The sequence below is a fragment of the Variovorax paradoxus genome (assembly GCF_040544635.1).
Lineage (GTDB): Bacteria > Pseudomonadota > Gammaproteobacteria > Burkholderiales > Burkholderiaceae_C > Variovorax > Variovorax paradoxus_R.
Genome location: NZ_JBEPKJ010000003.1, coordinates 245,576 through 265,458 on the forward strand (window position 1 = coordinate 245,576; position 19,883 = coordinate 265,458).

At 65.4% G+C, this 19,883-nt stretch carries 11 protein-coding genes and 1 pseudogene; 7 read left to right on the forward strand and 5 right to left on the reverse strand.

From position 1 onward, the window contains the following. Window positions 1-297: 297 nt before the first annotated feature. From ABIC94_RS06950 to ABIC94_RS06970, 5 genes and pseudogenes are all read right to left on the reverse strand, one after another. Entirely contained in the window at window positions 298-1,635 is a 1,338-nt protein-coding gene (locus ABIC94_RS06950; protein WP_354372302.1) for an HlyD family type I secretion periplasmic adaptor subunit, read from the reverse strand. Continuing rightward, window positions 1,632-3,344, reverse strand: coding sequence for a type I secretion system permease/ATPase (locus ABIC94_RS06955; protein WP_354372303.1), 1,713 nt, complete (start codon window positions 3,342-3,344; stop codon window positions 1,632-1,634). The genes ABIC94_RS06950 and ABIC94_RS06955 overlap by 4 nt, the downstream gene beginning before the upstream one ends. A gap of 52 nt (window positions 3,345-3,396) precedes the next feature. Further along, window positions 3,397-10,776 carry a VCBS domain-containing protein gene (locus tag ABIC94_RS06960; RefSeq protein WP_354372304.1) on the reverse strand — a complete coding sequence of 2,460 codons (7,380 nt, stop codon included), beginning with the start codon at window positions 10,774-10,776 and terminating at the stop codon, window positions 3,397-3,399. A gap of 285 nt (window positions 10,777-11,061) precedes the next feature. Further along, a pseudogene (locus tag ABIC94_RS06965) lies at window positions 11,062-11,292 on the reverse strand (IS3 family transposase); the annotation flags it as partial. Window positions 11,293-11,477: 185 nt separating this feature from the next. After that, window positions 11,478-12,821: an MFS transporter gene (locus ABIC94_RS06970; protein WP_354372305.1), complete on the reverse strand. Its 1,344-nt coding sequence runs from the start codon at window positions 12,819-12,821 to the stop codon at window positions 11,478-11,480. Between the two features lie 177 nt (window positions 12,822-12,998). Here ABIC94_RS06970 and cyoA point away from each other — a divergent pair, with 177 nt between their 5' ends. From cyoA to ABIC94_RS07005, 7 genes are read left to right on the forward strand one after another with little or no spacing between them, the layout of a single operon-like run. Further along, window positions 12,999-14,027 carry a ubiquinol oxidase subunit II gene (gene cyoA / locus ABIC94_RS06975; protein ID WP_354372306.1) on the forward strand — a complete coding sequence of 343 codons (1,029 nt, stop codon included), beginning with the start codon at window positions 12,999-13,001 and terminating at the stop codon, window positions 14,025-14,027. Beyond that, window positions 14,024-16,036: a cytochrome o ubiquinol oxidase subunit I gene (gene cyoB / locus ABIC94_RS06980; protein ID WP_436317947.1), complete on the forward strand. Its 2,013-nt coding sequence runs from the start codon at window positions 14,024-14,026 to the stop codon at window positions 16,034-16,036. Before cyoA ends, cyoB begins: the two co-directional genes overlap by 4 nt. Further along, entirely contained in the window at window positions 16,029-16,694 is a 666-nt protein-coding gene (gene cyoC, locus ABIC94_RS06985; protein WP_354372308.1) for a cytochrome o ubiquinol oxidase subunit III, read from the forward strand. The genes cyoB and cyoC overlap by 8 nt, the downstream gene beginning before the upstream one ends. Further along, complete coding sequence (gene cyoD, locus ABIC94_RS06990) at window positions 16,691-17,110, forward strand: cytochrome o ubiquinol oxidase subunit IV (RefSeq protein WP_354372309.1); 420 nt, start codon at window positions 16,691-16,693, stop codon at window positions 17,108-17,110. Before cyoC ends, cyoD begins: the two co-directional genes overlap by 4 nt. A gap of 35 nt (window positions 17,111-17,145) precedes the next feature. After that, window positions 17,146-17,970 carry an SURF1 family protein gene (locus ABIC94_RS06995; RefSeq protein WP_354372310.1) on the forward strand — a complete coding sequence of 275 codons (825 nt, stop codon included), beginning with the start codon at window positions 17,146-17,148 and terminating at the stop codon, window positions 17,968-17,970. Continuing rightward, window positions 17,927-19,357, forward strand: coding sequence for an ATP-binding protein (locus tag ABIC94_RS07000; RefSeq protein ID WP_354372311.1), 1,431 nt, complete (start codon window positions 17,927-17,929; stop codon window positions 19,355-19,357). The genes ABIC94_RS06995 and ABIC94_RS07000 overlap by 44 nt, the downstream gene beginning before the upstream one ends. Next, complete coding sequence (locus tag ABIC94_RS07005) at window positions 19,335-19,883, forward strand: response regulator transcription factor (RefSeq protein ID WP_354372312.1); 549 nt, start codon at window positions 19,335-19,337, stop codon at window positions 19,881-19,883. Before ABIC94_RS07000 ends, ABIC94_RS07005 begins: the two co-directional genes overlap by 23 nt.

Consider the following 19,883-nt stretch of genomic DNA (forward strand, 5'->3'; position numbering starts at 1 on the left):
CGGACTTATCTAGCTGATGCACAAAACCAATGAAATCGACAGCTTGAAAGGTTGGGCATCGTTACGGTCTGGTTAAGCCCACGCAGCGTGGAGCCGCTCAGGCTATCCACGCTGGCGTGCTGCTGGCTTGTTCGAAGCGCCTTGCGGGGCCGTTTCGAACCGGTTATCCGCATCCCCCGCTGATCACGATTGCACTGGCGCTAACAGCCTGGGCTTCGGCCTGTTTGCCGTGCGCTACTGGCCCGTGCTGACCCGGGCCCGGTTGGACGGCAAGCCCGGCTGAGCGCTCGCGGCGCATCAACGCTCGCGCGCGGCGCGGCGCAGCACCTGGGTGACCGGCTCCACCAGGTACTGGAGTGCGGTGCGCTCCTCCCCCTGCAGGTAGATCTCGGCGGGCATGCCGGCGAGCAGCTTCAGGTCTCCCGCCGTCGCGAGCGAAGCCGCATCGGCCTCGACCAGCACCGAGTAGTAGGGAGCACTGGTCGCACGGTCGATCAGGCGATCGCCCGACACGTAGACCACCTTGCCATGCACCAGCTGCGTGGTGCGGTACTTGAATGCCGTGAAACGGATCTCGGCCGGCTGGCCGCGCTGGATCCGGCCGATGTCCTCTGGACGAACGCGCGCATCGGTCACCAGGCGGGTGTCGTCGGGCACAACGTCGGCAATGGTCTCGCGGGGCGGAATCACCGCGCCGGGCGTCGAATACTTCAGATCGATGATCTCGCCGCTGGCCGGCGCCGTGATTACCTGCCGCGCCGAGGCATCGGTCGACTTGCGCCGCTCCTGCTCGATTTCCGCCAGCCGGGCCGCCGTGACCTTGAGTTGGTCGCTCGCCTGCTGGCGGTACTCGCTCTCCAGCGAGCGGATGCGCAGATCGGCATCGACCGTGCGCTGCTCGGCGCGCGCGAGTTCCGCGCGCCGCTCCTCGATCTTCACGCCGTAGTCGGCCACGGTACCTTCGAGCTGCGCAATGCGCGCGGCCGAGATGAAGCCATCTTTGAGCAGCTTGCGGTTGGTCTCCAGGTCGCCTTTCTGGAAGGTCATCGACTCACTCGCCCGCATGATCTGGGCGCGCAGTGCCACGATTTCCTCGGCCACTTTCTCGCGTTGCGAACGCAAGAGGCGCACCTGCCCCACCAGTGCATCACGCCTCGCCTCGAACAGTGCGTTCTCCTTGTCCAGCTGCGCGGCCAGGCGCGGATCGGCTGCGGCGGTCTCGACCACGTCGGGCGGGAAGGCGATTGCGCGCGCCATGGTCTGCTCCGCGTCGAGCCGCGCGAGGCTGGCACGCTCGGTCTTGACGCGGTGGTCCAACCGGTTCCTGTCGGCATCGACCGAGACGTCGCCCAGCACGAGCAAGGGCTCTCCCTGCCGCACATGCTGGCCGTCGCGCACCAGGACTTCGCGCACAATGCCGCCTTCGGCATGCTGCACCGGGCGCCGGTTCAGGTCCACCTTCACATGGGCCTGCGCCACCACGGCGGACGACAGCGGGGCAAAGCTCAACCAGGAGGCAGCCGGCAGCAGCCCGCAGACCAGCACGGCCAAGCCCCAGTGCGCCAGGTGACGCGCTTCGCGCACATGGAGCGCCAGCGGGTCGTTGGCCGCGATCGCATGCGCCATGTGATTCATCGGGCAACCTCCGAAGCGCGCGCCGGCATCATCACCACTTGGGCGCCGCCCGGGCTCTGGCCCGCACGCCTGATCGTTTGCATCACTTCCGCCACCGGCCCGTACTGCTTGACGCGGCCGGCCTCCAGCACCATCAGCTTGTCCATTTGCTGAACCAGCGCGCTGCGGTGCGTGACGACGATCACCGTGACCTGGCCGCGCAGCGCCTTCAGGGCCTCGCCCAGCGCCAGTTCGCCCGCCCCGTCGAGGTTGGAGTTGGGCTCGTCCAGCACCAGCAGCTTCGGGTTGCCATAGAGCGCGCGTGCCAGCGCAATACGCTGGCGCTGGCCCGGCGACAGCATCACGCCCATGTTGTCGACGACGGTGTCGTAACCCTCGGGCAGCGTCAGGATCAGCGCATGCACGCCGGCACGCTGCGCCGCTTGCACGACCTTGTCCGGATCGACCTCGCCCAGCCGCGCGATGTTGTCGGCAACGGTGCCGGCGAACAGCTCCACATCCTGCGGCACATAGCCGAGCCAGGGGCCGAGTTCTTCGCGCGGCCATTGCGCGATGTCGACATCGTCCAGCCGCACGACACCTGCATGGGGCCTCCACAGGCCAGTCAGCAGGCGCACCAGCGTCGACTTGCCGGCACCGCTGGCGCCGGTGATGGCCAGCGACTCGCCCGGCTCCAGGCTCAACGACACGCCGGCGAGAATCATCCGCTCGCCCTGCGAAGGCCGGAACACGAGGCCTTCCGCGTGCAGGCGGCCGCTCGGAGCCGGCAGCGCCATGCGTTGCGGCTGACGCTCGGCGGCGCCCAGCACCTCGGACAGGCGCGCGAAAGCCAGGCGCCCCTCGGCCAGCACGCGCCAGCTCCCCACCACTTGTTCGACCGGCGCCAGAGCCCGGCCGAGCAGGATAGTGCAGGCCACCAGGATGCCCGGCGTGCCTTCGCCCGTGATGACGAGGTAGGCGCCCAGTCCCTGCAACAGCACTTGCACCGCCTGGCGCGTGGTCCGCGTGAGCGCGGCCATCGCCACCGACTTGCGCGCAGTCGGCCCCTGCAGCGCTGCGACGCCTGCGTTGAGAGTCCGCCAGCGCCCGATCACCGCCTCCCCCATTCCGAGCGACTGCGCCAGCTCTGCGTTCTGCATCGAAGATTCGAGGTAGCGCGTGGCCCGGGCGGCTTCCTTCTGCAGGGCTTCAATATCGCGGCGCGTGATGCGGTCGTTCACCACGGCAAGGACGAGCATCAGCAACGACGCGGCGGCCGCGGCCACACCCAGCATCGGATGCGCCAGCCAGATGACCGCGACATAGACGAATACCCATGGCACATCGAACAAGGCCAGCAGCCCCTGGGAGGAAAACAGGTTGCGCAGCGCCGCGACGTCGCGCAAGCCTTCGCAGGGCGCGCGCTCGGCACGGCGCGCCGTGTGCACCAGCATGACTTTGGCAACCACCGGAGACAGCTGCTCGGCGATCAGGTTGCCCGCGACGCCCTGCAGCCGGCTGCGCAGATAGTCCAGCATCAGCATCAGGCCGAGCGCCACGCCGACACCCAGCAACAGCACCAGCAGCGTCTCCCGGCTCTGGCTCGTCAGCACCCGGTCAAAAACCTGCAGCATGAAGAGCGCGGGGGCCAGCAGCAGCAGGTTCACGAAGAACGAGAAGCCGCCGACAAAGAGAAGCGGTCGCTTGAGAAGCTGGAGAAGTGGCTTCATGTCGATGTCTCGCGCGCGCTGCCACCCGCATCCGCGGGCGGCTGGCGAAAACTCACAGGCCCACCTTGATGTCGTTGCTGTCGAAGGTGTCGGCCGGATTGGTCAGCGTCAAGGTTGCAACCAGCGTGCGGTTGGCGGCGCTCTGGCCGTCGGCGTCGTAGTACAGGTTGCCCGTCGCGCTGTCGTAGATCACATGCACGCCCGCGCCCACCATGTCTCCCGCACCGCCACCGTCCGAGGACGCAAACTCGGCCGCTGAGAGCGTGTTGCCGCTCGCGGTCGTGAGGGCGGTGAACGTGCCGAGCGACAGCTCGACCAGATCGCCGCTCGCCGCCGATCCCGAAGCATTGAAGTCGGTGACCGAGTCCACCGCGTTGGGCGCCGAGTCGAAGACGAAGGTGTCGTTGTCCGCGCCGCCTGTGAGTATGTCGGCGCCGGCCCCACCGACGATGCGGTCGTCGCCCGCAAGGCCGTTGATCACATCGTTGCCGCCGCCGCCGCGCAATTGGTCGTTCGATGCCGAGCCGGTGATCGTGTCGGCAAAGGTCGTGCCGATGACGCCCTCGAAGTTCTTGTAGCTGTCGGTGCCTAGCCCGGCGGCACCGGTATTGAAGTTCGTCGCGCTGCTGCTTTGCATCAGCGTGAACGTGAGGCCGGCCTGGCCGCCTGAGAAGTCGAGCAGGTCTGCATTGCCACTGGCGCCGTCGAGGATGTCGTTGCCGGCACCGCCGCGGATGATGTCGTTCGAGGTGCTGCCCGTGAGGGTGTCGGCCAGGCTCGTTCCGATCACGCCTTCGATGTTCTGATAGACGTCGTTCTGGCCGAGACCACCCGTGTCGTTGGCGATGCTGGTCGAACCAGCGCTCTGCACGAGCGTGAAGTTGACTGCCACGGTACCGTCCGAGAAGTCGAGCAGATCTTCGCTTCCGGCGCCGCCGTCCATCGTGTCACCGTTGCCGGTGCCACCACGCAGCACGTCGTTGCCGGCGCCGCCGGACAACGTGTCGTCGCCGCCGCCGCCGACCAGAAGGTCATTGCCCCCCGAGCCGGTCAGGTCGTCGTTGCCGTTGCCGCTTCCTCCGATGAAGACGTCACCGGCCGCACCACCCGTCAGGTCATCGGCCCCCCCGCGGCCATCGATGTAGGAGGCTTGATACGTGCCGGCCGTGCTGAGATCGATCGTGTCGGCGCCGTTTCCGGTGGACACCGCCCTGACGTCGATCGTCGCCGTCGCCGTCGCGGTCCCCCCGGCGCCGTCCGACACGGTGTACTGGAAACTGCCGGCCGTGGCTCCCGCCGTGCTGCCGCTGGTGAAGCTGATCGTGCCGTTGGTGGCATCCAGCGTCAGGCCGGAAATCCCGACCGCGCCGCCGACGCTGGTGATCGTCAAGGCGAGGCCGTCGATGTCGGTGTCGTTACCGAGCAGCGAGCTCGCCGACAGCGTGACAAGCGTGCTGTTCGACACGATGATCCTGTCGGCCACGGCGACCGGGTTGTCGTTCACCGCGCTGACGGTGATGCTCGCCGTGTCGGTCGCGCTCGAGAACGCGGAGCTGTTCCCGTTCGTGACTGTGCTCACCGTGGTTCCCGCCACGCCGCTCGTCTGATCCCAGGCGCGGAAGGTGATGCCATCGCTGAGCGTCCCGTTGAAGTTCAAATTCCCCTGGAAGTAGACACGCGTGTTCGCGTTCGCAGCCAGCAGCAGTGCAGACGCGTCCGACACCGCACCCACCGCCGCCCAGTTGGCGCCGCCATTGGTGGAGTACCACCAGCTTCCGTTGGCGGCATTCACACCCGTCAGCGCGATGCCGGTGATGGCGCCGTTGTCCGCATCGGTCACGTTGTCGAGCCCGCCGGCTGGCGGATTCAGGTTCACCAGGCTTGATACGAGCGTCCCCACGGCCCCGGCCGGTGCACCGGCATCCTCGTTGACCGACGCCAGAGCGGGTGTCGCAGCAGCACTCAGGACGGGTGCGTCGTTGGTGCCGGCGATCGTCACGGTCACCACCCGGTTGGCCGTTCCATCGGACGAGACTGCAGTGAAGCTGTCGCTGATCGATTGACCTGCGGCCAGCTGCTGGATCGCAGTCTGGCTGTTGTTGGCGGTGTAGGTCCAGTTGCCATTGGCCGCCAGCGCGAAGCTGCCGTAGCCGTTGCTGCCGGCGGTGCCGGCTTGGGCTGTGAAGCTGGACTCCCCTGCATCGACATCGGCGATCGTCAGCGCACCGCTGGTGCTCAGGTTCGGCGTCGAGGCGTCCTCGCTCACCGCGCCGCTGGCAACGCCACCGATCACCGGCACGTCGTTGGTCCCGGTAATTGTCACGGTCACCACCTGGCTGGCGGTGCCATCCGACGACACCGCGGTGAAGCTGTCGTTGATCGATTGACCCGCGCCCAGTTGCTGGATCGCGCTTTGGCTGTTGTCAGCCGTGTAGGTCCAGCTGCCGTCGGCCGCCAGCGTGAAGTTGCCGTAGCCGTTGCTGCCGCCGGTGCTCGCCTGCGACGCGAAGTTCGACTGGCCTTGGTCGACATCCGCGATCGTCAGCGCACCGCTGGTGCTCAGGTTCGGGGTCGAGGCATCCTCGCTCAGCGCGCCGCTGGCGACGCCGCCGATCACCGGCACGTCGTTGGTCCCGGTGATGGTCACAGTCACCACTTGGCTGGCCGTCCCATCGGACGAGACTGCAGTGAAGCTGTCGCTGAGCGACTGGCCGGCGCCCAGTTGCTGGATCGCGCTTTGGCTGTTGTCGGCCGTGTAGGTCCAGTTGCCGTCGGTTGCCAGCGCGAAACTGCCGTAGCCATTGCTGCCGGCGGTGCCGGCCTGGGCTGCAAAACTGGACTGTCCTGCATCGACATCGGCAATCGTCAGCGCGCCACCGGTCGCAAGGTTGCCAGCAGCCACCGCAAGATCTTCTTGCACCGCACCACTGGCCACGCCGCCGATCACGGGCACATCGTTGGTCCCGGTGATGGTCACGGTCACGAGCTGGCTGGCCGTTCCATCGGACGAGACTGCAGTAAAGCTGTCGCTGAGCGACTGGCCGGCACCCAGCTGCTGGATCGCGCCCTGGCTGTTGTCCGCCGTGTAGCTCCAGCTGCCGTCGGCCAGCAAGTTGAAGCTGCCGTAGCCATTGCTACCGGCAGTGCTCGCCTGCGGCGCGAAGTTCGACTGGCCCTGGTCAACATCGGCGATCGTCAGCGCACCACTGGTGCTCAGGTTCGGGGTCGAAGCATCCTCGCTCACCGCGCCACTGGCCACACCACCAATCACCGGCACGTCGTTGGTGCCAGTGATGGTCACCGTCACGAGCTGGCTGGCCGTGCCGTCGGACGACACGGCGGTGAAGCTGTCGCTGATCGTTTGACCGGCGCCCAGTTGCTGGATCGCTGCTTGGCCATTGTTGGCCGTGTAGCTCCAGCTGCCGTCGGTCGCCAGCGTGAAGCTGCCGTAGCCGTTGCTGCCGCTGGCGCTCGCTTGGGGCGCGAAGTTGGACTGGCCCTGATCGACATCGGCAATCGTCAGCGCACCGCCGGTGCTCAGATTCGGTGTCAAGTCATCCTCGCTGACCGCGCCACTGGCCACCCCGCCGATCACCGGCACGTCGTTGGTGCCGGTAATCGTCACCGTCACGAGCCGGCTGGCGGTGCCGTCGGACGACACGGCGGTGAAACTGTCGCTGATCGACTCGCCGGCGCCCAACTGCTGGATCGCCGCCTGGCTGTTGTCGGCCGTGTAGCTCCAGCTGCCATCAGCCAGCAAGCTGAAGCTGCCATAGCCGTTGCTGCCGGCGGTGCCGGCCTGGGGGGTGAAATTGGACTGACCGGCATCAACGTCGGCAATCGTCAGCGCACCACCAGTCGCAAGGTTGCCAGCAGCCACCGCAAGATCTTCTTGCACCGCACCGCTGGCCACGCCGCCGACCACCGGCACATCGTTGGTCCCGGTAATGGTCACGGTCACGAGTTGGCTGGCCGTCCCATCGAACGACACTGCCGTGAAACTGTCGCTGAGCGACTCCCCGGCACCCAGTTGCTGGATCGCCGCTTGGCTGTTGTCAGCCGTGTAGCTCCAGCTGCCGTCGGCCGCCAGCGTGAAGCTGCCGTAGCCGTTGCCGCCGGCGGTGCTTGCTTGAGGCGCGAAGTTCGACTGACCGGCATCGACATCGGCGATCGTCAATGCACCGCCGGTGCTCAGGTTCGGCGTCGATTCATCCTCGCTCGTCGCGCCGGTGGCGACGCCACCGATCACTGGCACGTCATTGGTCCCGGTGATGGTCACGGTCACCAACTGGCTGGCCGTACCGTCGGACGAGACTGCAGTGAAGCTATCGCTGATCGACTCGCCGGCGCCCAACTGCTGGATCGCTGCTTGGCCATTGTTGGCCGTGTAGGTCCAGTTGCCGTCGGCCGCCAGCGTGAAGTTGCCGTAGCCGTTGCCGCCAGCGGTGCTCGCTTGGGGCGCGAAGTTCGACTGGCCCTGGTCGACATCGGCAATCGTCAGCGCACCACTGGTGCTCACGTTCGGGGTCGAAGCATCCTCGCTCACCGCGCCACTGGCCACACCACCAATCACCGGCACGTCGTTGGTGCCAGTGATGGTCACCGTCACGAGCTGGTTGGCCGTACCGTCGGAGGAAACTGCGGTGAAGCTGTCGCTGATCGACTCCCCGGCACCCAGCTGTTGGATCGCTACCTGGCTGTTGTCCGCCGTGTAGCTCCAGTTGCCATCAGCCAGCAAGCTGAAGCTGCCATAGCCATTGCTGCCAGCGGTGCTCACTTGAGGCGCGAAGTTCGACTGGCTTTGGTCGACATCGGCAATCGTCAGCGCACCGCTGGTGCTCAGGTTCGGGGTCGAAGCATCCTCGCTGACCGCGCCGCTGGACACACCACCAATCACCGGCACATCGTTGGTGCCGGTAATCGTCACGGTTACCACCTGGCTGGCGGTGCCGTCGGACGAGACTGCAGTGAAGCTGTCGCTGATCGACTGACCGGCGCCCAGCTGTTGGATCGCCGCCTGGCCATTGTTGGCCGTGTAGGTCCAGGTGCCGTCGGCTGCCAGTGTGAAGTTGCCGTGGCCGTTGGTGCCGCCGGTGCTTGCCTGTGATGCGAAGTTCGACTGGCCCTGGTCGACATCGGCAATCGTCAGTGCACCACCGGTCGCAAGGTTGCCAGCAGCCACCGCAAGATCTTCTTGCACCGCACCACTGGCCACGCCGCCGATCACGGGCACATCGTTGGTCCCGGTGATGGTCACGGTCACGAGCTGGCTGGCCGTTCCATCGGACGAGACTGCAGTAAAGCTGTCGCTGAGCGACTGGCCGGCACCCAGCTGCTGGATCGCGCCCTGGCTGTTGTCCGCCGTGTAGCTCCAGCTGCCGTCGGCCAGCAAGTTGAAGCTGCCGTAGCCGTTGCTGCCGGCGGTACCGGCCTGGGCTGTGAAGCTGGACTGTCCTGCATCGACATCGGCGATCGTCAGCGCACCATTGGTGCTCAGGTTCGGGGTCGAGTCATCCTCGCTCGTCGCTCCGGTGGCGACGCCACCGATCACCGGCACGTCATTGGTGCCGGTGATGGTCACCGTCACCACCTGGCTGGCTGTCCCGTCGGACGACACAGCGGTGAAGCTGTCGCTGATCGACTGACCCGCGCCCAGCTGCTGAATCACCGCTTGGCTGTTGTTGGCCGTGTAGGTCCAGCTGCCGTCGGCCGCCAGAGTGAAGTTGCCGTGGCCGTTGCTGCCAGCGGTGCCGGGCTGGACTGTGAAGCTGGACTGTCCTGCGTCAACATCGGCGATCGTCAGCGCACCACTGGTGCTCAAGTTCGGTGTCGAGGCATCCTCGCTGACCGCGCCACTGGCCACACCACCAATCACCGGAACATCGTTGGTCCCGGTCACCGTCACAGTGATCTGCTGATTGACCGTGCCGCCATGGCCATCGTTGATGCTGACGGTGAAGGTCTCCGTCGCCGTCTGGCCCTGGGCCAGATACTGCGTGGCCGCGTTGGCTACGCTGTAGTTCCACGTCACCGTGCCGTCGCCCGCGCCCGTGGCTGCATCGCTGACGCCGGCCGTCAAGACACCGCCCAGCGTGTTGCCTGGACCGACCGCCACGCTGACGCTGTGCGCATCGCTCAGGTCCACGTCGTCGAAGGTGATCGTGCCGCTGTCGCTCAGGGTCGGCGTCGCCGCATCCTCGGTCACCGCCGCAGCGGCATCGGCCGCGCCGATCGTCGGCGCGTCGTTGGTGCCGGTGATGGTCACGTCGATCTGCCGACTGACGACGCCGCCGTGCTGGTCGTTCACCGTGATGGTGAAGCTCTCGACCCGGGTCTGGCCCGCGGCCAGGTACTCGACGGCCGTGGCGTTCACGGTGTAGGTCCAGGTGAGCTGGCCGCCCGTGCCGGTCCCCGTGGTGTCGGCGTTCTTGACCGCTGTCAGGCTGCCCAGCACGCTGCCGACCGGCGTGCCGGTGGCGCTCACCAGGTGCACATCGCTCAGGTCCAGGTCGCTGAAGCCGATGACGCCGCTGTCGCTCAGATTGCCCGCCGGCGCGACCTGCTCGCTCACCGCACCCGCCAGGTCCTGGGCTGTGATCACCGGACCATCGTTGGTACCGGTGATGGTGATGGTCACCGTGGCCAGCCCCGTCCCGCCATCGGCGTCCTTCACCTCGTAGCTGAAGGTGTCGGTTGCGTGCTCGCCCGCTGCCAGGTACTGGAAATCGGCTGCATGGGGCTGGTACTGGAAATACCAGGTCGACGGATCGCCCATCGCCGGCTGAACGAGCGTCGCCGTCCCGTGGGCCGGCGCCGAGGCCAGCGTCAAGCTCTTGACCAGGTCAGGGACCAGATCGTTCTGCAGCACATGGATCTGAATCCCCGGGCCGTCTTCGGTCGTCGCGCCCGCATCGCCCAGCGCCTTCACCGCCTCGTTGGCCGGATTCACCTCGACCCCGTCCACAAAGACTCTCAGGGCTTCGGTCATCTGGACGGTCAGCGTGGACGACCCGAAGCTGAAAACGAAATCGCTGGCCGAGCCGTTGGAAACCTCACCGGTCCTGGCATTGGTCACTGCTGCAAGATGGGCCAGATAGGCGGCAATCTGCGTCTGGGTGGAAGACTCCAGCCACTGCGCCCTCGTGAACTGGAACTGGAGCGTGTCAACATCCGCCCCGCCCGTGTACACGTCTTTGGTGCCCCCCGCGATGTTTTCGCTGACGTTGTAGATCAGGGTGTCGCTCCCCGATCCCCCGTTGAGCTGGTCGCTGCCGCTGCCGCCATCGAGCGTGTCGTTTCCCGCGCCACCATTCACAGAATCGTTCCCGGCTCCGGCGCTGACGCTGTCGTCCCCGTTGCCGCTGTTGATGGTGTCGCTGCCGGCCGTTCCGGTGAGAAGGTCGTTGCCGTTGGAGCCGGTAATCGCGGTCATGTGCTTCCTTGGTGAGCGCCGAAAGGCCGGCGCGTGCCTGTCTCGACGCTGCAGTTCTTGTTTGCAAATTAGATAGCGCCAGCGACGCGGGCACATGGAAGAAATGCCCTTTCCTTCCTGAGCAATAAGTACCGGGACGATCTGAAAAGCCCGGTACCCTTGTCCTGCCTATGCATCCGCACGCGCGGGCATGCCCCCTATTTCGTCGGCCGGACAAAAAAAAAGCTCGCCAAAGCGAGCTCAATGATTGTGTTGGGAGGTGCGGATAAAAAACTTGGACTGGTTTTATGTCGCGAGTCCGAGACTTTGTCTGTATTCGATAGGGCTGAGAGAGCCAAGGGAGATCTTGATCCGCTTCTCGTTGTACCGGCGGATGTAGGAATCAACTACCTCGATGAACTGCTCAATGGTCGTGGCCTTCCAGTCCCGAGGGTAGAACAGTTCCGTTTTCAGTCGGCCGAAGAAGCCTTCGCACGCCGCGTTGTCGGGCGAGCACCCCTTGCGAGACATCTGAAACGCTAGCAGTTTGTCGAGTTTTCCCTTGTAGATAGCGCGCACTCTAGTCAGCCATGCCATTGAAGAAGGCGTGCGCTCAAGGCCTGTGTAGTCACAATTACTTCTCATCCCTCAAGGGTCGCATCGCCCTTGAGGAATGTCTTGTGCATCAGCTAGATAGGTCCGAACACTCGCGTTGACGGCGATCAGTCCCGCACCAGCGCCCGGTTCAAGCCCAGCGCCGCCAACGTGCCGACCGCACCGGACAGCAGATAGACGCTGACATACGCCAGCCCGAAATTCGCCGACAGCCCCAGAGCCACCAGGGGCGCAAAAGCCGCACCGATGAGCCAGGCCAGGTCGGCCGTGAGCGCGGCACCGGTGTAGCGGTACTTGGGCTCGAAGTTCGACGTCACCGCGCCGGCCGCCTGGCCGTACGAGAGCCCCAGCAGCACGAAGCCCAGCAGAATGAAGATGTCCTGCCCGATATGGCCGCCGTCGAGCAGCGTGGGCGCAAAGCCGCTGAACACCGCAATCATCCCTGCAAGGCCGCCCAGCGTGAAACGACGCCCCACGCGGTCGGCAATCAGGCCCGAGGCCACCATGCCGCCGGCGCAGAGCACCGCGCCGATCATCTGCACCACCAGGAACTCGGTGATCGACTGGTCCGAATACAGCGTGATCCACGACAGCGGGAACACCGTGACCAGGTGGAACAGCGCATAGCTGGCCAGCGCGGCGAACGCGCCGATCAGCAGGTTGGTGCCTTGCGAGCGGGTCAGCTCGACCACGCTGGTGGGCTGCAACTCGCGCTCTTCGAGCAGGCGCGAATACTCTTCGGTAGCCACCAGCCGCAGGCGCGCGAACAGTGCCACCACGTTGATCGCGAACGCAACATAGAAGGTGTAGCGCCAGCCCCAATCGAGAAAGTCCTTGAGCGCCAGGCTGCTGTAGAGATAGGCAAAAAGTGCGCTGGCCACGAAAAAGCCGAGCGGTGCGCCCAACTGGCCGAGCATGGCGTACCAGCCGCGGCGGTTCTGCGGCGCATTGAGCGCCAGCAGCGAGGGTAGCCCGTCCCACGAGCCGCCGAGCGCCAGGCCCTGGGCAAAGCGAAACACCGACAGCAGCACGATCGACGTGAACCCGATGCTCGCGTACCCCGGCAGAAAGGCAATACCCGCGGTGGAGGTTCCCAGCAGGAACAGGGCGATGGTCAGCTTGGCTTCTCGCCCGAACCGTCGCTGAATGCTCATGGAAATGACGGTTCCGAACGGCCGCGCAATGAACGCGAACGAAAAAACCACGAAGGCGTAAAGGGTTCCCTCCAGGCGTGCCTCGAACGGAAAGAAAACCGCCGGGAACACCAGCACCGAGGCAATGCCGTAAACGAAGAAATCGAAGTATTCCGATGCCCGCCCGATGATCACGCCGACGGCGATCTCGCCCGGTGCGATATGGGAATGCCCGTCGTCGCCCTGCCGGGCGTCGTTTTCGGACGTGTTCGGCACAGGCGGTGCGCCTTGCGGAAGGATGCTGGACGTCGTCGTCATTGCGTTTTGTAATCCGGGTGTCACGTGCAGTGACAAAGGTAGGCCATTGAACAGAGGCTCCAAGCGTCTCACCGAATGAGGATTCCCGCCATAGGACAAAACGTCCAATAGCCGGGCGCAACCTTTGGTCGTAGATTGTGGGTTCTTTGCGCAGCCCCTGCACTTCTTTCTTCCGGCATGCCCACCCTCAAAACTCTTCGCCGATGGCTCCTGTTGCTTCCCCTTGCCTTGCTGGCAGGCTGCAACACGGTGCTCATGAACCCTTCCGGCGACATCGCCAATCAGCAGGGACGCCTCATCGTCGTCTCTACCGTGCTGATGCTGATCATCATCGTTCCGGTGATCGCGTTGACCCTCTTCTTCGCCTGGCGCTACCGCCAGTCGAACAAGGAGGCCGACTACAGCCCCGACTGGGACCATTCCACCCAGCTCGAACTGGCGATCTGGGGCGCGCCGCTCCTGATCATCATCGCGCTCGGCGCCATCACCTGGATCAGCACGCACACGCTCGACCCGTACCGGCCGCTCAGCCGGCTCGACGCCGAGCGCCCGATTCCCGCCGAAGCCAAGCCGCTGGTGGTCGAAGTGGTGGCGCTCGACTGGAAGTGGCTCTTCATCTACCCCGAGCAGGGTTTTGCCACGGTGAATGAAATGGCCGCGCCGGTCGACCGGCCGATCACTTTCAAGATCACGGCCTCCTCGGTGATGAACTCCTTCTTCATCCCCGCGCTGGCCGGCCAGATCTACGCCATGCCGGGCATGGAAACCAAGCTGCACGCCGTCATCAACAAGCCGGGCGAGTTCGAGGGCTTCTCGGCCAACTACAGCGGCGCCGGCTTCTCGGGCATGCGCTTCAAGTTCCACGGCCTGAGCAACACTGACTTCGACCAGTGGGTGCAGAAGGTCAAGGCCGGCAAGGACGGCGAACTCACGCGCGAGCAGTACAAGAAGCTCGAAGTGCCGAGCGAGCGCGAGCCGGTGCGGCACTACGCCGCGGTGGCCCCCGACCTGTACGACGCCATCCTCAACCTCTGCGTGGACCGCAACAAGATGTGCATGAAGGAAATGATGGCCATCGACGCGAATGGCGGGCTGGGCAAGCCCGGCGCGTTCAACATCGCCACCACGCAAGCCTGGCAGGCTGACACCCTCATCAATTCGCCGAAGCGCAAGTACGTCACGGCGATGTGCACCACCGAAGAATGACGATGCTCGAAAACCTTGACCTGACGAAGCTCATCTTCGGCCGCCTCACGTGGGAGGCGATTCCCCTCCACGAGCCCATTCTGCTGGCGACCTTCGCGGCCGTGGTGCTGGGCGGCCTCGCCATCCTGGGCGCGGTCACCTACTTCAAGCTCTGGGGCACCCTGTGGCGCGACTGGATCACCAGCATCGACCACAAGAAGATCGGCATCATGTACATCGTGCTCGGCCTCGTCATGCTGCTGCGCGGCTTTGCCGACGCACTCATGATGCGCGCCCAGCAGGCCGTGGCCTTCGGCGACAACGCCGGCTTCCTGCCGCCGCACCACTACGACCAGATCTTCACCGCCCACGGCGTGATCATGATCTTCTTCGTGGCCATGCCGCTGGTCACGGGCCTCATGAACTTCGTGGTGCCGCTGCAGATCGGCGCGCGCGACGTGGCCTTTCCGTTCCTGAACAACTTCAGCTTCTGGATGACCACCTTCGGCGCCGGCCTGGTGATGGCGTCGCTCTTCGTGGGTGAATTCGCCAAGACCGGCTGGCTGGCCTATCCGCCGCTCTCGGGCATTCTCTTCAGCCCCGACGTGGGGGTCGACTACTACATATGGTCGTTGCAGATAGCGGGGGTCGGAACCCTGCTCTCCGGCGTCAACCTGCTGGCCACCATCGTGAAGATGCGCGCGCCCGGCATGACGATGATGAAGATGCCGGTGTTCACCTGGACCGCCCTTTGCACCAACGTGCTCATCGTGGCCGCCTTCCCGGTGCTCACGGCCGTGCTCGCCCTGCTGTCGCTCGACCGCTACGTCGGCACCAACTTCTTCACGAACGATCTCGGCGGCAACGCCATGATGTACGTGAACCTGATCTGGATCTGGGGCCACCCCGAGGTTTACATCCTGATCTTGCCGGCCTTCGGCATCTTCTCGGAAGTGGTGTCCACCTTCAGCGGCAAGCGCCTCTTCGGCTATGCCTCGATGGTGTACGCCACCATCGTGATCACCATCCTGTCGTACCTCGTCTGGCTGCACCACTTCTTCACCATGGGCTCCGGCGCCAGCGTGAACTCGTTCTTCGGCATCACGACGATGATCATCTCGATCCCGACGGGCGCGAAGATCTTCAACTGGCTCTTCACCATGTACCGCGGCCGCATCCGCTTCGAGCTGCCCATGATGTGGACCGTCGGCTTCATGGTCACCTTCGTGATCGGCGGCATGACGGGCGTGCTGCTCGCGGTGCCTCCGGCCGACTTCGTGCTGCACAACAGCCTGTTCCTTATCGCCCACTTCCACAACGTGATCATCGGCGGCGTGCTGTTCGGCATGCTGGCGGGCATTACCTACTGGTTCCCCAAGGCGTTCGGCTACAAGCTCGATCCGTTCTGGGGCAAGTGCTCGTTCTGGTTCTGGCTCGTGGGCTTCTGGGTCGCGTTCATGCCGCTGTATGTGCTGGGCCTGATGGGCGTCACGCGTCGCATGAGCCACTTCCAGGACATGTCGCTGCAGTTCTGGTTCCAGGTTGCGGCCTTCGGCGCGGTGCTGATCGCGCTGGGCATTGCGTCGTTCCTCATCCAGCTGGTGGTGAGCTTCGTGCGCCGCGAATCGCTGCGCGACACCACGGGCGACCCGTGGAACGGCCGTACGCTCGAGTGGTCGACCTCGTCGCCGCCGCCGGCCTACAACTTCGCGTTCACGCCGCGCATCCATGACAACGACGCCTGGACCGACATGAAGCGCCGCGGCTACGCCCGCCCGCTCGAAGGCTTCACGCCCATCCACATGCCCAGGAACACCAGCGCCGGCTTCATCATCGCGGCCCTGGCAGCGGTGTGCGGCTTCGCGCTGATCTGGCAGATGTGGCTCGTGGCAGGCATCGGCTTTGTCGCCATGCTGGCCGCCGTGATCATCCATACTTTCAACTACAAGCGCGACTACTACATTCCCGCGGAAGACGTCGTTCGCACCGAGGCCGAACGCACCCGCCTGCTGGGAGCCGCCCATGTCTGATACCACCGCACTCCAAACGCCCGCGGGCGTGCATGCCCACAGCGACGTCACGGGCAAGCCGCCCGTGTTCGAGCTGTTCCACGTCGGCAACGACCACCACCCCGAGAACGGCACGCTGCTCGGGTTCTGGCTCTACCTGATGAGCGACTGCCTCATCTTCGCCTGCCTGTTCGCGGTGTACGGCGTGCTGGGCCGCAGCTACGCGGCCGGCCCCTCGGGCGCCGACCTGTTCGACCTGCCGCTGGTGGCCGTGAACACCTCACTGCTGCTGCTCTCGTCCATCACCTACGGCTTCTCCGTGCTCGAAATGCAGAGAAAGCGCATGGGCGGCACGCTGGTGTGGCTGGCCATTACGGGCCTGCTGGGCGCGGGCTTCATCGGCCTGGAGCTGTATGAATTCGCGCACCTCATCCATGAAGGCGCGGGCCCGCAGCGCAGCGCGTTCCTGTCGTCGTTCTTCGCGCTGGTCGGCACCCACGGCCTGCACGTGACCTTCGGCATCGTCTGGCTCGTCGTGCTGATGATCCAGCTGCCCAAGCACGGCTTCACCGCCGCCAACCGCCGCCGCCTGATGTGCCTTTCGATGTTCTGGCACTTCCTGGACGTGGTGTGGATCGGCGTCTTCACCTTCGTTTATCTGATGGGATCGATGGCATGAGCACCGCCCACACTGAAACCGCAGCGCACGGCCATGGCCACGGCGCACACGATGCCCACGACGACCATCACGACGATGGCCCCGTGAGCCACAGCACCTTCAAGGGCTACATGACCGGCTTCGTGCTGGCCGTGATCCTGACCGCAATTCCGTTCTGGCTCGTGATGGGCAAGGTGCTTTCCAACACGCACACCACCTCGCTCGTCATCCTCGGCTTTGCCGCGGTGCAGATCGTGGTCCACATGATCTACTTCCTGCACATGGACGCCAAGTCCGAGAGCGGGTGGAACATGCTGGCGCTGATCTTCACCATCGTGCTCGTCGTCATCACGCTGGCCGGCTCGCTCTGGGTCATGTACCACATGAACGCCAACATGATGCCGATGTCGGTGCACGACATGAAGAACATGCCTTGACGACCCTGCCGCCAGACCACAGCACTCGCAACACAATGGCCGGCCGCCAGCGCTCCACGGCCGCACGGGTGATCTTCATGGTCTGCGCGGCGCTTGCCTTTGCCGGCTTCGTCGCGCTCGGCAACTGGCAGGTCGAGCGCAGGGCCTGGAAGCTCGATCTCATTGCCCGCGTCGAGCAGCGCGTGCATGCACCGGCCTCCGAAACCCCGGCGCGTGACCGCTGGCCGCAAATCAACGCGGCCGCCGACGAATACCGGCACCTGCGCATCTCCGGCACCTTTCTCCACGACAAGGAAACCCTGGTGCAAGCCAGCACCAGGCTCGGTGCCGGCTTCTGGGTGCTGACGCCGCTGCAGGCCGCCGATGGCACCACGGTGCTGGTGAACCGCGGCTTCGTGCCGCCCGAGGCGCGCGACCGTTCGTCGCGCACTGCCACCGAGCCGAAGGGCGAGACCGCCGTGACCGGGCTGCTGCGCATCACCGAGCCCAAGGGCGGCTTCCTGCGCAAGAACGATCCCGCCGCCGGGCGCTGGTTCTCGCGCGACGTGCAGGCCATTGCCGCCGCGCGCAGCTTGAACGATGCGGCGCCCTACTTCGTCGATGCCGAGGCCATGCCCTCCGCCCCCGGCGCAACGCCGGCATGGCCCGCAGGCGGCCTGACGGTCATTGCCTTTCCCAACAGCCACCTCGTCTACGCCATCACCTGGTACGGCCTGGCGCTGATGGTCGCGGGCGCGGCCTGGTTCGTGTGGCGCGACGATCGCCGCCGCCGCAAGCTCGCCGACCCAGCCGACAGCAACGGTGACAATGCCTCCCATGCCGACGGAAGAACCCGCCAAGACGGCCGCCGCCCCGACTGAGCTCTCCGCGGTGGCGGGGGAACTGCACGCATCTCGCGCGGGCGTCGCGAGCCTGGACAACGCCACGGGCCACAAGAACATGCAGCAGCTGATCCAGCTGCGCTGGTTCGCGGTGGTCGGGCAGGTGGTCACCATTCTGTTCGTGCACTACGGCTTCGGCATCCGGCTGCCGCTCGATCAGATGCTACTGGTGCTGGCCTGCCTGGCCCTCTTCAACGTGGTGAGCCTGCTGCGCTCGCGCACCCTTCGCAGGGTGACCAACGGCGAACTGTTTCTCGCGCTGCTGGTCGATGTGGCCACGCTCACCGCGCAGCTCTACCTGAGCGGCGGCGCCACCAATCCCTTCGTCTTTTTGTATCTGCTGCAGGTCATTCTGGGCGCGGTGCTGCTCAAGGCCTGGTCGACGTGGACCATCGTCGTCGTCACCAGCCTGTGCTTCGCGGGGCTGGCGCTTTTCTCGCGCCCTCTCGCACTGCCGCTCGACCACGACCGCGGGCTCTGGAGCCCCTATGTGCAGGGCATGTTGATCTGCTTTGCGCTCAATGCGGCGCTGCTGGTGGTGTTCATCACGCGCATCAGCCGCAACCTGCGCGCACGCGATGCGCGGCTGGCCGACCTGCGCCAGCGCGCTTCGGAAGAAGAGCACATCGTGCGCATGGGCCTACTCGCGTCGGGCGCCGCGCACGAGCTGGGCACGCCGCTTGCCACGCTGGCGGTGATCCTCGGCGACTGGCGCCGGCTGCCGCATTTCAGCTCCGACCCCGAGCTGCTGACCGAAGTGGCCGAGATGGAACTGCAGATCCAGCGCTGCAAGAGCATCGTGAGCGGCATCCTGCTGTCGGCCGGCGAGGCGCGTGGCGAATCGTCGGAAGAAACGACCGTGAGCACCTTTCTCGACGAGCTGGTCGAGGAATGGCGCACCACGCGCCCGGTGGAAGATTTCGACTACGACAACCGGTTTGGCCGGGACCTGCCCATGGTTTCCGACTCGGCCGTGAAGCAGATGATCTGCAACGTGCTCGACAATGCACTGGAGGCCTCGCCGCACTGGCTGCGCTTCGAAGCGGAGCAAGACACCGACGCGCTGACGCTCACGGTGACCGATGCGGGCCCCGGCTTTCCGGCCGCGATGCTGAAGCAGTTCGGCAAGCCCTACCAGTCGAGCAAGGGCCGGCCGGGTGGCGGGCTCGGCCTGTTCCTGGTGGTGAACGTGGCGCGCACGCTGGGAGGCCGGGTGGAGGTGCGCAACCGGCCCGAGGGCGGCGCCGTCGTGGCCATTACGCTGCCGCTCGCGGCTGTCGTGCTGGAGGAAGAGGACGACGAAGCCATCGACAACACCATCGCAATGACTGAAACGGAAGCCCATGACCGAAGCCGCAGAAGCTGAGCGCCAGTTGCTGATCGTCGAAGACGACGCCGCTTTCGCGCGCACGCTCGGCCGCTCGTTCGAGCGCCGTGGCTACACAGTCACGCATGCAAGCAATGCCGAAGAGGTCGAAACGCTGCTGCAGACCCATTCGCCCGGCTATGCGGTGGTCGACCTGAAGCTCAACGGCGAAGCCTCGGGCCTGGCCTGTGTGCAGATGCTGCACCGGCACAACCCCGAGATGCTGATCGTGGTGCTCACGGGCTTTGCGAGCATTGCCACCGCGGTCGAGGCCATCAAGCTCGGTGCCTGCCACTATCTTGCCAAGCCCTCCAACACCGACGACATCGAGGCCGCCTTCGGCCGTGCGACGGGCACCACCGAAGTCGAGCTGACCAACCGCTCGACCTCGATCAAGACGCTGGAGTGGGAGCGCATTCACGAGACGCTCGCCGAAACCGGCTTCAATATTTCAGAGACCGCGCGGCGGCTCGGCATGCATCGGCGCACCCTGGCGCGCAAGCTGGGAAAGCAGCAGGTCAAGTAG

What these genes read in the sequence shown, in the direction of transcription:
- cyoA (WP_354372306.1), top strand. Translation starts at nt 12,999, where the DNA reads ATGCCCACCCTCAAAACTCTTCGCCGATGGCTCCTGTTGCTTCCCCTT.
- ABIC94_RS06955 (WP_354372303.1), bottom strand. Translation starts at nt 3,344, where the DNA reads ATGAAGCCACTTCTCCAGCTTCTCAAGCGACCGCTTCTCTTTGTCGGC.
- cyoC (WP_354372308.1), top strand. Translation starts at nt 16,029, where the DNA reads ATGTCTGATACCACCGCACTCCAAACGCCCGCGGGCGTGCATGCCCAC.
- cyoD (WP_354372309.1), top strand. Translation starts at nt 16,691, where the DNA reads ATGAGCACCGCCCACACTGAAACCGCAGCGCACGGCCATGGCCACGGC.
- cyoB (WP_436317947.1), top strand. Translation starts at nt 14,024, where the DNA reads ATGACGATGCTCGAAAACCTTGACCTGACGAAGCTCATCTTCGGCCGC.
- ABIC94_RS06970 (WP_354372305.1), bottom strand. Translation starts at nt 12,821, where the DNA reads ATGACGACGACGTCCAGCATCCTTCCGCAAGGCGCACCGCCTGTGCCG.
- ABIC94_RS06995 (WP_354372310.1), top strand. Translation starts at nt 17,146, where the DNA reads ATGGCCGGCCGCCAGCGCTCCACGGCCGCACGGGTGATCTTCATGGTC.
- ABIC94_RS07000 (WP_354372311.1), top strand. Translation starts at nt 17,927, where the DNA reads ATGCCGACGGAAGAACCCGCCAAGACGGCCGCCGCCCCGACTGAGCTC.
- ABIC94_RS06960 (WP_354372304.1), bottom strand. Translation starts at nt 10,776, where the DNA reads ATGACCGCGATTACCGGCTCCAACGGCAACGACCTTCTCACCGGAACG.
- ABIC94_RS06950 (WP_354372302.1), bottom strand. Translation starts at nt 1,635, where the DNA reads ATGAATCACATGGCGCATGCGATCGCGGCCAACGACCCGCTGGCGCTC.
- ABIC94_RS07005 (WP_354372312.1), top strand. Translation starts at nt 19,335, where the DNA reads ATGACCGAAGCCGCAGAAGCTGAGCGCCAGTTGCTGATCGTCGAAGAC.